At 57.6% G+C, this 14670-nt stretch carries 11 protein-coding genes; 6 read left to right on the top strand and 5 right to left on the bottom strand.

Annotated elements, in window-relative coordinates:
- The first annotated feature begins 10 nt into the window (after positions 1-10).
- Genes ACOTYH_RS15990 through iolB form a run of 5 tightly spaced genes read left to right on the top strand, consistent with a single transcriptional unit; the run spans position 11 to position 5834 of the window.
- Entirely contained in the window at positions 11-1039 is a 1029-nt protein-coding gene (locus ACOTYH_RS15990; RefSeq protein WP_032669397.1) for an ABC transporter permease, read from the top strand.
- 8 nt (positions 1040-1047) lie between these two features.
- Complete coding sequence (locus ACOTYH_RS15985) at positions 1048-2181, top strand: Gfo/Idh/MocA family protein (protein WP_032671818.1); 1134 nt, start codon at positions 1048-1050, stop codon at positions 2179-2181.
- 12 nt (positions 2182-2193) lie between these two features.
- Positions 2194-4098 (top strand): bifunctional 5-dehydro-2-deoxygluconokinase/5-dehydro-2-deoxyphosphogluconate aldolase, encoded by a 1905-nt coding sequence (locus tag ACOTYH_RS15980; protein WP_058689137.1) that lies wholly within the window; start codon positions 2194-2196, stop codon positions 4096-4098.
- An 11-nt stretch (positions 4099-4109) separates the two neighbouring features.
- On the top strand, positions 4110-5000 hold the full coding sequence (gene iolE, locus ACOTYH_RS15975; protein ID WP_032654446.1) for a myo-inosose-2 dehydratase: 891 nt from the start codon (positions 4110-4112) through the stop codon (positions 4998-5000).
- A 9-nt stretch (positions 5001-5009) separates the two neighbouring features.
- Entirely contained in the window at positions 5010-5834 is an 825-nt protein-coding gene (iolB, locus tag ACOTYH_RS15970) for a 5-deoxy-glucuronate isomerase (protein WP_032654443.1), read from the top strand.
- Positions 5835-6174: 340 nt separating this feature from the next.
- Here the strand turns inward: iolB and ACOTYH_RS15965 are convergent, their stop codons facing one another.
- Positions 6175-6363 (bottom strand): YfgG family protein, encoded by a 189-nt coding sequence (locus tag ACOTYH_RS15965; RefSeq protein ID WP_032654440.1) that lies wholly within the window; start codon positions 6361-6363, stop codon positions 6175-6177.
- A 349-nt stretch (positions 6364-6712) separates the two neighbouring features.
- On the opposite strand from ACOTYH_RS15965, the gene ACOTYH_RS15960 reads away from it, so the two are divergent.
- Positions 6713-8953 (top strand): EAL domain-containing protein, encoded by a 2241-nt coding sequence (locus tag ACOTYH_RS15960; RefSeq protein ID WP_058689136.1) that lies wholly within the window; start codon positions 6713-6715, stop codon positions 8951-8953.
- A gap of 4 nt (positions 8954-8957) precedes the next feature.
- On the opposite strand, the gene ppx is transcribed toward ACOTYH_RS15960, so the two are convergent.
- The 4 genes from ppx to purM form a co-directional block, all read right to left on the bottom strand.
- Entirely contained in the window at positions 8958-10496 is a 1539-nt protein-coding gene (ppx, locus tag ACOTYH_RS15955; protein ID WP_032671813.1) for an exopolyphosphatase, read from the bottom strand.
- A gap of 3 nt (positions 10497-10499) precedes the next feature.
- A complete protein-coding gene (gene ppk1 / locus ACOTYH_RS15950; protein WP_015572188.1) occupies positions 10500-12560 on the bottom strand; it encodes a polyphosphate kinase 1 in 2061 nt (686 codons plus the stop codon).
- Between the two features lie 228 nt (positions 12561-12788).
- Complete coding sequence (purN, locus tag ACOTYH_RS15945) at positions 12789-13430, bottom strand: phosphoribosylglycinamide formyltransferase (RefSeq protein WP_032654434.1); 642 nt, start codon at positions 13428-13430, stop codon at positions 12789-12791.
- Positions 13427-14464, bottom strand: a complete 1038-nt coding sequence (gene purM / locus ACOTYH_RS15940) for a phosphoribosylformylglycinamidine cyclo-ligase (RefSeq protein ID WP_017383509.1) — start codon at positions 14462-14464, stop codon at positions 13427-13429. The genes purN and purM overlap by 4 nt, the downstream gene beginning before the upstream one ends.
- Positions 14465-14670: the final 206 nt, after the last annotated feature.

The raw sequence follows: 14670 nt of genomic DNA, 5'->3' as shown, positions 1-14670 counted from the left end.
GGAGTTTCTCATGACGCAGATGATTTCTAAAACGCAGGCCCCGGTCAAACGCGCCGGACGCATCGATCCCATCGCCTTCTTCGAGCGCTTTGGGGTGCTGATTTTCATGATCCTGCTGCTGATCTTCTTCCAGTCGCAGAACAGCAACTTTTTCTCTGAACGCAATATTTTCAACATTCTGACCGAAGTCTCCATCTACGGGATCATGGCCGTGGGGATGACCTTCGTTATTCTCACCGCCGGGATCGACCTCTCCGTCGGCTCCATTCTGGCGGTGTGCGCCATGACCGCGGCGTACGTGATTAAGGGCGACAACTTTACCACCGTTGACCCGAACGCCTGGGGCGGCATGAGCTGGCTGATCGGCCTGGGGATTTGTCTGGCGATGGGCACGGCGATTGGATTTCTCCATGGCCTGGGCGTCACCCGCCTGCGCCTGCCGCCGTTTATCGTCACCCTCGGCGGGATGACCATCTGGCGCGGCCTGACGCTGGTGATTAACGATGGCGCGCCGATCGCCGGTTTCGACCCAGGCTACCGCTGGTGGGGGCGCGGGGAGTTGCTCGGCATATCCATTCCGATCTGGATCTTCGCCATCGTCGCCGTCGGCGGCTATCTGGCGCTGCATAAAACCCGCTGGGGCCGCTTCGTCTACGCCATCGGCGGCAACCCGGAGGCGGCGCGCCTGGCGGGCGTCAACGTCAAGCGCGTGCTGGTCAGCGTCTACGTGCTGATTGGCTGTCTGGCGGGGCTGGCAGGCTTCATCCTGAGCGCGCGTCTGGGCAGTGCTGAGGCGGTGGCCGGAATTTCCTTTGAGCTGCGCGTTATCGCCTCGGTGGTGATTGGCGGCACCTCGCTGATGGGCGGCTACGGGCGCATCGGCGGCACCGTTATCGGCTCCATCATCATGGGCATTCTGATTAACGGCCTGGTGCTGATGAACGTCTCGGCCTACTACCAGCAAATTATTACCGGATTAATTATCGTTCTGGCGGTGGCATTCGATACCTATGCCAAGAGCCGTCGCGGCGCACTGTGAGGATCGTGATGAAAGAGATTCGTATTGGATTGATTGGCACCGGGTATATCGGCAAGGCGCACGCCATCGCCTATGCCCAGGCCCCGACGGTGTTCAACCTGCGCGGTAGGCTGGTGCGCGAGATGGTGGCGGAAGTGACGCCGGAGCTGGCGGCAGCACGTGCGCAGGCGTTTGGCTTCAACCGCTCCACTGGCGACTGGCGGGCGCTGGTGGCCGACCCGGCCATTGATGTAGTGGATATTTGCTCACCCAACCATCTGCATAAAGAGATGGCGCTGGAGGCGATCCGCCACGGCAAGCACGTCTACTCGGAGAAGCCGCTGGCGCTTAACGCCCACGACGCGCGCGCGATGGTCGATGCCGCGAAGCGGGCCGGGGTGAAAACGCTGGTGGGGTTCAACTACATGAAGAACCCGACCGCGCAGCTGGCGAAGGATATTATCGCCCGCGGCGAGATTGGCGAGGTGATCCACTTCTACGGCACCCACAACGAAGACTACATGGCCGACCCGCTGTCGCCCATTCACTGGCACTGCTTTAAAGAGACCGCCGGGCTGGGCGCGCTGGGCGACCTTGCGGCTCACATCGTCAATATGGCCCAGTACCTGGTGGGGGATATCGAGCAGGTCTGCGGCGACCTGAAGATCGTGGTCCCGGAGCGCCCGGCGAAGGCCGGATCGTCGGAGATGATTGCCGTCGAAAACGAGGATCAGGCCCACGCGATGGTGCGCTTCGCGAGCGGGGCGCAGGGCGTCATTGAAACCTCCCGCGTCGCCTGCGGCCGCAAGATGGGGCTGTCGTACGTCATCACCGGGACGAAAGGCGCCATCAGCTTCACCCAGGAGCGCATGGCGGAGCTGAAGCTCTATCTGCATGACGATCCGGTGAACCGTCAGGGGTTCCGCACGCTGCTCGTTGGCCCGGCGCACCCGGACTACGCCGCGTTCTGCATGGGCGCGGGCCATGGTATTGGCTTTAACGATCAAAAAACGGTGGAGGTGCGCGACCTGGTGGACGGGATTGCCGCCGACGCGCCAATGTGGCCGGACTTCGAAGAGGGCTGGAAGGTGTCGCGCGTGCTGGACGCGATCGCGCTCTCACACCTGGAAGGCCGCTGGCTGAACGTGAACGATATTGTCTGATGAGGTATCAACGTGGAAAAGCAGTTTGATGTGATATGCATGGGCCGCGTGGCGGTAGACCTCTACAGCCAGCAGGTTGGTGCCCGTCTGGAGGACGCGTCGAGCTTCGCCAAATATCTCGGCGGGTCTTCCGGCAACGTGGCGTACGGCACCGCGCGCCAGGGTTTACGCTCGTCGATGCTGGCGCGCGTTGGCGATGAACATATGGGCCGCTTCCTGCGCGAAGAGCTCAACCAGGTTGGCTGCGATACCCGCCATCTGATTATTGATAAAGAACGCCTCACGGCGCTGGTGCTACTCGGCATTAAAGACCGGGACACTTTTCCTCTGATTTTTTATCGCGATAACTGCGCGGATATGGCTATTACGGCCAGCGATGTGGACGAAAGCTACATTGCCTCCGCCCGTTGTCTTGCCATCACCGGGACGCATCTTTCTCATCCGAAGACCCGCGAGGCGGTGCTGACGGCGCTGGGCTATGCCCGCCGTCACGGCGTGCGCACGGTGCTGGACATCGACTTCCGTCCGGTGCTGTGGGGGCTGACCTCCTTAGGCGACGGTGAAACGCGATTTATCGCCGCCGACAAGGTCACCCGTGAGCTACAGGAGGTGCTGCACCTCTTCGACGTCATTGTCGGCACCGAAGAGGAGTTTCACATTGCGGGTGGCAGTACGGATACGCTACAGGCGCTGGCTCAGGTGCGTGGCGTGAGTCAGGCGACGCTGGTCTGCAAGCGCGGCGCGCTGGGCTGCTCGGTCTATACAGACGCTATTCCGCCTCGTCTGGACGACGGCCTGACGGTGACCGGCGTGCGCGTGGAGGTGCTAAACGTCCTCGGCGCGGGGGACGCATTTATGTCCGGCCTGCTGCGCGGCTACCTGAACGACGAGGGCTGGGAGCAGGCGTGCCGCTATGCCAACGCCTGCGGCGCGCTGGTGGTGTCGCGCCACGGCTGCGCCCCGGCGATGCCGAGCAAAATCGAGCTGGATGACTATCTCTCCCGCGCTGCGGATGTGCCGCGCCCGGATCTCGACCCGCGTCTTAACCATCTCCACCGGGTGACCACCCGTCGCCGCGAGTGGCCGGAGCTGTGCGTGATGGCGTTCGATCACCGCAGCCAGCTTGAGGATATGGCGATGCAGTGCGGCGCGTCGCTTAAGCGCATTCCGGCGCTGAAGCAACTGATCCTGCAGGCCAGCCGCGAGGCGGCGAGCCGCGCCGGGCTGGAAGGTAAAGCTGGTCTGCTGTGCGACGGCACCTTTGGTCAGGACGCGCTGAACGCCATCACCGGGGAAGGGTGGTGGATTGGCCGCCCCATCGAGCTGCCTGGCTCCCGGCCTCTGGAGATGGAGCACGGCAACATCGGCACCCAGCTTATCAGCTGGCCGCAGGAGCACGTGGTGAAGTGCCTGGTCTTCTTCCACCCGGAAGATGCCCACGGCCTGCGCCTGGAGCAGGAGCAGAAAATCGCCGAGGTCTACCACGCCTGCTGCCAGTCCGGGCACGAGCTGCTGCTGGAAGTGATTTTGCCCGCCAGCATGCCGCGCAGCGACGAACTTTACCTGCGGGCCATTTCTCGCTTCTACAACCTGGGGATTTACCCCGACTGGTGGAAACTGCCACCGCTCTCCGCAGAGGGCTGGACGGCGTTGAGCGAGATTATCGAACGCCGGGACCCGTACTGCCGTGGGGTGGTGATCCTCGGGCTGGATGCTCCGGCAGAACAGCTCCGGGCCGACTTCAGAGCCGCGGCGGGGCAGCCGCTGGTGAAAGGTTTCGCCGTGGGACGCACGCTGTTTGGCGATGCTTCCCGCGCGTGGCTGAAACATGATATTGACGATGCGCAGCTGGTGGCGCGCATCCGGGACAACTACCTACAGCTTATCGCCTGGTGGCGCGAGCGCGGACACGCATAATGGAGACGACAATGAGTGTGCAATTAGGCATTAACCCGCTGACGTGGACGAACGACGATCTGCCTTCTCTCGGGGCGGAAACCTCGCTGGAGACCTGTCTGAGCGAAGGCAAAGCGGCAGGCTTTGCCGGTTTCGAGCTGGGGAACAAATTCCCGCGCGAAGCGCACCTGCTCGGCCCTGTTCTACAGCGCCACGACCTGCAACTGGTCTCCGGCTGGTACTCCGGCCGCCTGCTGGAGCGCAGCGTGGAGGAGGAGATCGCCGCCGTGCAGCCGCACCTGACGCTGCTGCGCGAGCTGGGGGCGAAGGTGCTGGTCTTTGCGGAGGTGAGCGGCTGCATTCATGGCGAGCAGCAGACCCCGGTGCATCTGCGCCCGCGCTTCCCGCAGGAACGCTGGAAAGAGTATGGCGAGAAGCTCACCGAATTTGCCCGCTACACCCAGCAGCAGGGCGTGCAGATTGCCTACCATCACCATATGGGCACGGTAATTGAGTCCGCTGAGGACGTGGACAACCTGATGATCCACACCGGGGAGGCGGTCGGTTTGCTGCTGGATACCGGACATCTGACCTTTGCCGGGGCCGATCCGCTGGCGGTGGCGCAGCGCTGGGCGTCGCGCATCAACCACGTTCACTGCAAAGACGTGCGCGCCGACGTGCTGGCGGAGGTCAAAAACCGCAAAACCAGCTTCCTTGATGCGGTGCTGAGCGGCGTGTTTACCGTGCCGGGCGACGGCTGTGTGAATTACTCGCCCATCATGCGGCTGCTGAAAGCGCAGAATTATCACGGCTGGCTGGTGGTGGAGGCCGAGCAGGACCCGGCAATCGCCCATCCGCTTACCTATGCCCGACTGGGGTATAACAACCTGCACCGCCTGGCGCGCAATGCCGGACTTATTTGAGGAGGTGACATGTCACGTCTGTTATCACGCTGGCAACAGCCGAACGCGGAGGGGCGCACGCAGTCCGTTACGCCAGAAAGCGCTGACTGGGGGTATGTCGGCTTTGAAGCTTATGAGTTGCAGGAGGGGCAGCAGCTGACGCTGCCTGCTGTCAGCGAAGAGCGCTGTCTGGTGCTGGTTGCCGGTCGCGCTTCCATCAGCACCCCTTCCGCCCGGTTTAACGACATCGGCGAGCGGATGAGTCCGTTCGAGCGCATTAAGCCCTGGGCGGTTTACGTGACCCCACAGGAGACTGTAGAAGTGAAAGCGCTGACTAAGCTGGAGCTGGCCGTCTGCGCTGCGCCGGGCACAGGAGCGTATCCGACGCGGCTGATTGCCCCACAGGATATCGACGGCGAAGCGCGCGGTATGGGCCACAACCAGCGCTACGTGCACAACATCCTGCCAGAAGACAAACCTGCCGACAGCCTGCTGGTGGTGGAAGTGTGGACCAGTGAGGGCTGCACCAGCTCGTATCCCAGTCATAAGCACGACACCGATAACCCGTCGCAGGAGACGTACCTGGAAGAAACCTACTACCATCGTCTTAACCCTGCGCAGGGTTTCTGCATGCAGCGCGTCTACACCGACGACAGAACGCTGGATGAGTGTATGGCGGTCTATAACCGTGACGTGGTGATGGTGCCCAGGGGGTACCATCCTGTGGCAACGATGGCCGGGTATGACAGTTATTACCTCAACGTGATGGCCGGCCCGGTGCGCAAATGGATGTTTACGTGGGAGAAGGACCACGCATGGATTAACAGGAGTTATCCTGTAGATAACAGGCGCTGAAATCGGCTTTTCTTGTCGGGTGGCGCTGAGCCTACCCGACCTGCGAAACTTTGCCATCGCGCGCTCAGGTTCAGGATCATTCATCCGCTCACTCTTACTAACCACGAGCCATCCTGGTTTGTTATCCCACGCCACGTAAGTCACTTTTTCCCGACCCGACCCGCCATCTGACAGATAATCATTTTTAGGTATCGGAGATATTTGGCGGCTATCGCCAGTCCGGAAAAGACCCGCGTCAACCCGAGGTAAATCTGCGGTGATGACCATACCCGGTCGGATGAAATCGCTCGTACAAAAGGATTGCAGGCATTATTCGAATAGTGCAAAAACACCCGGTACGTTAGCGCTCGGGCGTTTCAACGCTAAGACTGGTTTGCTGCGACTGAATTTTGTCCTGATGGTGATACCAGGCGCCAATGGAGGAATAAACAAAGCGGCCAAAGAAAAACAGGAAACTGATAAGCAGTATGATGCGGGTCATCCGGGTGTTAAATCGATGTCGTTTTCGCATACGCGTAGCCTGACTCACTTTCTTTTCCTGAGTATACCCTTTTGGGCGATACGGCTATTAAGGCACAGCCGCAAGTCAGGGTCAATTCGGCGAAATGTAAAATAGCGTCAATGCTTACATTAATTTATGTTATTAAAAACAACGCTTTTATTTATCGCATTGATAATTACAGGAAAAATATTCAAAAAAAACGTGAAAAGGGTTTATTCAGATAAATTAATTTGATTTAGGTCAACCGCATCCCGTCGTTGCTATTTAAAATCCCTCCTCCACTGTGCTTGCCAGGAATTTCCAGGCAACGTGTACGTCAGGTTGGATGCCTGTCTTCATTTACCCTCTGGAGCGCAAGGGTTGTAAACGAGCATCTATGAATATTCACCACATCCTGAAGCAAAATAAAGACCGCTGGTGGGCACTTCCTCTTATTTTACCCGTCGTGTTACTCCCGGTGCTTAGTGTGGCTAATACCTTAACGCAGTTGGGCGACGGTATCGTTGCGCTCTATTATCTCCCGCTCTCCTTTTTGCTGACGCTGATGTTATTCTTTGGCCTGGAAGCCCTCCCCGGGGTGGTGGTGTCGCTGTTTTTACGTTATTACCCCTCCGTTGGGTTATTTGAAGCCATGGCCGGCATTCTGCATTTTATCGTTCCTCTGGTGCTCAGCTGGGGCGGTTATCGCGTATTTGCGCCCCGGCGCAATATGACCGCTTACGGTGACATACGCCTGATGGGGCAGCGTATTTTCTGGCAGGTGTTTTGCCCGGCAACGCTATTTCTGCTGCTGTTTCAGTTTGCGGTCTATCTCGGCGTCTATGAGAGCCGCCAGAGCCTCGCAGGACTGAATCCCCTCAATATTCGGACCCTTATTAACTATCAGGGGCTGCTGGTGAGCGGGCTGACGGGCGTGCCGCTAAGCTACCTGCTGATCCGTCTGATACGTCATCCGCGCTATATCAAGGGACTGGTGTCCCAGCTCCGCGCGCAAATAGACAAAAAGGTGACGGCCTTTGAGTTTGTGGTGTGGTTTTTAGCCCTGGGCGGGTTGCTGGTCATGCTGCTGCTGCCCATGAATGCAAACAGTTCCATTTTCAGTACCAACTACACCTTGTCCCTGCTGATGCCCGTGATGCTCTGGGGGGCGATGCGCTTTGGCTACAAGCTGATGTCACTCATCTGGACGCCGGTCCTGCTGGTGTCGATTCACTTTTTTTATCACTACATTCCGGTGCAAGAGGGTTATGGCATTCAGCTGGCGATCACCTCATCCAGCTATCTGGTCTTTTCCTTCGTTGTGACGTACATGTCGATGCTGGCGACACGCCAGCGGGCCATCAATATTCGCTCCCGCAGTCAGGCTTTTCTCGATCCGGTGGTGCATATGCCCAACCTGCGGGCGCTGTCGCGCGAGCTGGCCAGTCATCCGTGGTCAGCGCTCTGTTTACTGCGCGTGCCCGAGCTGGAGGTGCTGGGACGCAATTACGGCGTGATGCTGCGGATCCAGTATAAACAGCAGCTGGCGCAATGGATAAACGGTACCCTTCAGCCCAATGAGCGAGTCTATCACCTCACCGGGTATGACATGGCGGTGCGTCTGGAGGCGGAGTCGCATCAACAGCGCATTGAAACGCTGGACGAGCATATCAAGCAGTTTGTTTTTATCTGGGATGGTATGCCGGTACAGCCTCAGGTCGGCGTGAGCTATTGCTATGTACGCTCACCCGTCAATCATCTCTATCTGGTGCTGGGGGAACTGGGTATCGTGGCCGATCTCTCCCTTTCTACCAACCACCCGGAAAATCTTCAGCAGCGCGGGGCTGTTCATTTGCAGCGTAGCCTGAAAGATAAGGTCGCGATGATGAGTCGTTTGCAGGCCGCGCTGGAGCAGGACGCTTTTACCCTGCTGGTTCAGCCTGTTCGCGGGCTGCGCGGTGATTGTTATCACGAGGTGCTGCTGCGAATGCGTGATGATAACGGGGCGCTGATCTTTCCCGAGCAGTTCCTGCCCATTGCACAGGAGTTTGGTTTATCGTCGCGTGTTGATTTATGGGTACTGGAGCATACGTTGAGTTTTCTGGCACAGCACCGCCAGCGTTTGCCGGGCCAGCGCTTTGCGATCAACCTCGCACCTTCTACCGCCTACCGGGCGCAGTTCCCGCTTGAAGTGAGCCGCCTGTTAGCCAAATACGCCGTTGAAGCGTGGCAGCTGATCTTTGAAGTGACCGAAAGCAGCGCCTTTGGTCATGCGGATCTGGCGGCGTCGACCCTCAGGAAATTACAAAAAATGGGCATCCGGATCGCCATTGATGATTTTGGCACGGGCTACGCCAGCTATGCGCGGTTAAAAAGCGTGGACGCAGACATTCTCAAAATCGACGGCGGCTTTATTCGCAATATTGTCAGCAACAGCCTGGATTACCAGATTGTGGCTTCCATTTGCCATCTGGCCCGGATGAAGAAAATGCTGGTGGTGGCGGAATATGTGGAAACGGAAGAGATACGTAGCGCGGTGCACGCGCTAGGTATCGATTATGTGCAGGGCTATTTGATTGGGTTGCCGGCTGAGCTTGATACGTTGCTCAACACGCAGCCTTCTCAGGAGACCGCCTGAGCCGTTACGCTGCCGCCTCAGAACTCTCTTCTTCAATCTTCAACAGCCAGCCGGTGACCGCTTCCCAGTACTGCTGCTCTTTTTCCAGATCCAGCAGCACCAGCGCGTTCTGGCTAAACCAGTCGTTCGGGAAGCTCAGCGTCCAGTGATAGTCATCCGTTTTTAGCTTCAGCGTCGGCGGCGTGGTGGTTGCCTGTCGCTGATTATTGAGCAACACGCCCAGGCGCAACAGCTGAATGAGCGGCAGGAACTGCTTTTTCTTAAATAACGTAAAGCGCGGCAGATCGTCGAGCTTGATGGCTTTGCGGTGATAGCGCACCAGCGTCGCCATCATGGTTTGCTGCTCCTGGTTGAAACCAGGCAGATCGCTGTTTTGCAGAATATAGGCTGAATGGCGATGCATTCCGCTGTGGTTAATGTTCAGCCCCACCTCGTGCAACATGGCGGCCCATTTCAACAGCGCGGCCAGCTGCGGATGCGCCAGCTTCGGATTCTGCTCCTCCCACTGCTCGTACATCTGAACCGTGGTTTCGAGCACCCGTTTCGCCTGTTCGCGGTCGATGTTGTACTGGTTGGCCAGGCTCTGCGCGGTGCGGCTGCGAATATCCTGATGACGGAAACGGCCTTCCATCTCATACAGCACGCCTTCACGCAGGGCGCCGTCAGAGAGGCGCAGCTCTTTGATCGCCAGCGCGTCAAACACGCCGCAGAGGATCGCCAGCCCCGGTACGAACACGGCTTTACGTTCGTCGGACAGACCCGGCAGACTCAGGGCGTCGAAGCTCTTATGCTTAAGCACCTCTTCGGTGAGTTTCACCAGGCGCTCAGGCGTAATAAACCCGTCTTTTTCACCCATTGCCAGCAGCACTTCATGGGCCGCTTTAATCGAACCCGATGCGCCCAGCGCCACGTTCCAGCCCTGAATACGGTATTGCCAGGCCAGATTTTCCAGTTTTTGTACGGCGGCCATGCGCGCGCGCTGGAAGTTTTCGCGGGTGATGACGCCGCCAGGGAAATACATCTGCGCGAAGCTGACGCAGCCCATACGGCGGCTTTCCACCAGACGCGGCTCGAAGTCTTCGCCAATCACCAGTTCCGTGGAACCACCGCCGATATCAATCACCAGCTTGCGGCCTTTTTCCGGCTGCGTATGCTCCACGCCCATAAAAATCAGGCGCGCTTCTTCGTTACCGGAGATGATCTCAATCGGGTAGGGGATAACCTTTTCCGCGCGCTTAAGAAACTCCGGCGCGTTCAGCGCCTGGCGTAGCGTATGCGTCCCGACGATGCAGACGCTGGAAGGCGAAAAGCCTTGCAGACGTTCTGCGAACAGCGACAGACAGTTCAGCCCGCGCTCCATGGCCTCTTCGCTCAGCATGTTACGCGCGTCGAGTCCATCGGCCAGATGCACACGCTGCTTCAGACGACCGATGATCTGCATCGCGCCATCCACCTCGCGGGCGATGACCATATGGAAACTGTTTGAGCCAAGATCGACCGCGGCGAACTCCTGCGGGCGTGGGGTATTATCGTTTATTGGCATAGGTTAATCGGATTGCTCAAGTGATTTAATGTAATCGTAAATCGCCAGCTGCGAGCGCACTTTACGGCGATTGCCGCGCGGTACATAGCGATTACTGAGTTCTTTGTCGATATAACGTGCTTTCACCGTATCGCTGAACAGGATCTCGATAATGTCCAGGATACGCTGCTTAAGGCGAGGATCCAGCAGCGGTGCCGCCACTTCAATACGGTAATCAATGTTACGCGTCATCCAGTCGGCGGACGAGAGGTATACGCGCTTATCACCGGCGTTATCGAAAATATAGACGCGATCGTGTTCAAGATAGCGATCCACAATGCTGATCACGCGGATATTGTCGCTGATGCCTTCCAGTTCCGGAATGAGCGAGCACATGCCGCGAATGAGCAGATTTACCGGAACGCCGGAACTGGAGGCCGCGTACAGGCGGTCCACCAGCCCTTTGTCCACCAGATTGTTGAGCTTCAGCGTGATGCCGGACGACAAGCCGTTCTGCGCATTAGCAATCTCTTTATCGATCATATCGTACAGCAGGCGCCGTGAGTTCTGCGGTGACACCAGCAGATAATCGAAGCTCACCGGGCGGTACGGGTTCTCAATGAAGTTGAACACCCGACGCACTTCGTTGGTGATGCGGGCATCGGCAGTCAGCAGCGAATAGTCGGTGTAGATTCTCGCGGTTTTCTCGTTAAAGTTCCCGGTACCGATATGGGCGTAGCGCACCACGTCGTCGCCCTCTTTACGGGAGATCAGGAACAGCTTGGCGTGAATTTTCAGCCCTGGCGCGGAGAAGATGACGTGTACGCCCGCTTCCGTCAGTCGGCGCGCCCAGTGGATGTTGGCCTCCTCGTCGAAGCGAGCCTGGAGCTCAACCACCACGGTCACTTTCTTGCCGTTGTGCGCCGCGTGGATCATCGCATCGATGATACGGGAATCTTTCGCCACGCGATAAATGTTGATTTTGATCGCCAGCACGTTCGGATCGAACGAGGCCTGACGCAGCAATTCCAGCACGTGTTCAAAGGTGTGATACGGATAGTAGAGCAGCACATCCCGTTCGCGGATGGCGTCGAACCCGTTGCGGAACTTATCGAACCAGATATGGCGCAGGCGCGGCAGCGGTTTGTTCACCAGATTGGCCTTGCCGACGTTCGGGAAGCCAATGAAATCTTTAAAGTTGTGGTAACGCCCACCGGGGATAATGGAGTCGTAGCGGGAGATGGTCAGCTTATCGCGCAGCATCTCCACCATCGCGTCCGGCATATCGCGTTGATAGACAAACCGCACCGGCTCCGCCGTCAGGCGCTGCTTGAGGCTGGAAGACATCAGCTCCATCATGCTGGCTTCCATCTCATGCACCAGATCGTACTCGGCGTCACGGGTCATCTTCATCGAGTAGGCGTTGAGCGCGTCGTAATCGAAGAAGCCTTTGAAGATATCGTCCAGGCAGTAGCGCAGGATGTTATCCAGCAAGATCATCGGCTTACGTCGGCGCGGGGTTTCCGGCGGCAGGTTTACAAAGCGTGGGACTTTATCAGACGGTATTTCCAGCAGCGCGTAGTTAATGGTCTCACCCCGAATGATTTCTACCGCCAGATAGGTGTAATCATCTTTCAGGAACTGCACCAGATCGGTTTCACGGTTGATCAGAATCGGGGTAATGTGCTGGCGCAGATAATGTTTGAAATAGTGGCGCAGCCAGTTTTGCTGATTCGCGGAGAGCTGGCGTTCGTTGATCAGGAAGATTTGGTTGCGTGCCATTTCCAGCAGCAGCTCGTTATAGAGGCCATCAAATTCCTGATCGGCTTTCATGACGCGAGACTGGATTTTTCCAAGCAGATGCCGCGAGTGGGAGTTTAAGCCCTGTTCTTCGCTGATGATGATTCGGCGTTTCAGTTCGGCGAAGCGAACCTTGTAGAACTCATCCAGATTGTTGGAATAGATGCCTAAAAAACGCATACGTTCAATCAGCGGGTTGCTTTTATCGGCCGCTTCCTGAAGTACACGTTCGTTGAATGCTAACCAGCTTAGCTCTTTCTCGATGTATAACTTTTCCTGACCCATTACAGCTCACACTCCAGTTCAATCACAGGACGTGGTAAATCCGTCTCGTCCTTATTATGGCGAGCATTTCCACGATATGTCCAACAGTGCCAGAAAAGTATGACAGTTATTTTTTTGTTGGGGAATTTAGAGGGTTGGGGGAGGGGGTGTCGGGTGGCGCTGCGCTTACCACGACCTACGGGACCGTAGGCCCGTGCAAGCGAAGCGCCGCCGGGCAATTCAAACAGACTACTCTTCAGCCGCATAACCCTGCGGGGGCAACTTCACGCCGTCCAGCCAGGCTGCGCCGTTGCGCATCTCCAGACGTCCATCGACAAACCAGCTTACCACCAGCGGATAAATGGCGTGTTCCTGCGTCTGCACACGTTCGGTCACGTCGTCTTCGTTGTCGCCGTCAAAGACCGGTACTTTTGCCTGCAAAATGACCGGACCGCCGTCCAGCTCGTCGGTGACGAAATGCACGGAGGTACCATGCTCCTCATCGCCGTTCTCCAGCACCTGACGATGGGTGTGCAGACCGGGGTATTTTGGCAGCAGGGAAGGGTGGATATTGAGCAGTCTTCCGGCGTAGTGTGCAACAAAAGCCGGGCTCAGTATGCGCATGTAGCCTGCCAGCACCACCACGTCAGGTGCGTAGGCGTCAATCTCCTGCACCAGCTCACGGTCAAAGGCTTCACGCCCGGCGAACTGGCTGGCTTCCAGCGCGTGCGCAGGAATGTTCGCTACCCGCGCGCGCTCAAGGCCGAATGCATCGGCCTTGTTGCTGAATACTGCCCGAATGGTGCCATTGATTTTCTTCTGTTTGCAGGCGTCTATGATTGCCTGCAAATTGCTTCCGTTGCCGGAAATGAGCACCACGATGTTTTTCATTCAATGACCACACGCTGTTCGGAATCGGAAGCTTTAATCGTACCGATTTTCCACGCGTTTTCACCTTTTTCTGTCAGCAGCTTAACCGCTTTATCCGCTTCGCTGGCGGGCAGGGCGATAACCATGCCCACGCCGCAGTTAAAGGTGCGGTACATTTCGTGAGAGCTCACGTTGCCTGCGGTTTGCAGCCAGTTGAAGACGGACGGCCACTGCCATGAGGATGCGTCGATCACCGCCTGGGTATTGTCCGGCAGCACGCGCGGAATGTTTTCCCAGAAGCCGCCGCCGGTGAGGTGAGCGATGGCGTGCACGTCAACGTTCTCAATCAGCTCCAGCACGTTTTTCACGTAGATGCGGGTCGGGGCCAGCAGGTGATCGGCCAGCGGTTTGCCGTCCAGCTCGGTGGTCAGCGGGTCGCAACCGCTCACTTCGAGGATTTTACGCACCAGAGAGTAGCCGTTGGAGTGCGGACCGCTGGAAGCCAGCGCAACCAGCACATCGCCGTCAGCCACTTTGCTGCCGTCGATAATTTCTGATTTTTCTACCACGCCGACGCAGAAGCCTGCGACGTCATAATCTTCACCGTGATACATGCCAGGCATTTCCGCGGTTTCACCGCCGACCAGCGCACAGCCGGATTGCAGGCAGCCTTCGGCGATACCGTTAATGACGCTGGCTGCGGTATCCACGTCCAGCTTGCCGGTCGCGTAGTAATCGAGGAAGAACAGCGGCTCGGCGCCCTGTACCACCAGGTCGTTGACGCACATCGCCACCAGATCGATACCAATCGTATCGTGACGCTTAAGATCCATCGCCAGGCGCAGTTTTGTACCGACACCATCCGTACCCGAGACCAGCACAGGTTCACGATATTTTTGCGGCAGCGCGCACAGTGCGCCGAATCCACCCAAGCCACCCATCACTTCCGGGCGGCGGGTTTTTTTCACCACACCTTTGATTCGGTCAACCAGCGCATTACCTGCGTCAATATCAACACCGGCATCTTTGTAGCTGAGAGAAGTTTTGTTGGTCACGGCTTAAATCCCCACGCGATTGCATAGCTAGTAAGAAAAATCGGCGCAATTCTAACAGTCCAGGCAAACGTTTGCGAGCCTATTCTCGGCGCGGGGATCTTTTTTTCTGTGCGGGCTGTCCAGGGCAACAAACTTGACTCTGTTCACGAAAATGAAACCGGTTTCGGCGATCTGCTTGCAACGGCTATCCCCTTTGCACATCATCA

The organism is Enterobacter cloacae complex sp. SHL001 (assembly GCF_049236825.1).
In the GTDB taxonomy this organism is placed as follows: Bacteria; Pseudomonadota; Gammaproteobacteria; order Enterobacterales; family Enterobacteriaceae; genus Enterobacter; species Enterobacter hormaechei_C.
This window is presented reverse-complemented; position numbering and strand designations above follow the sequence as displayed.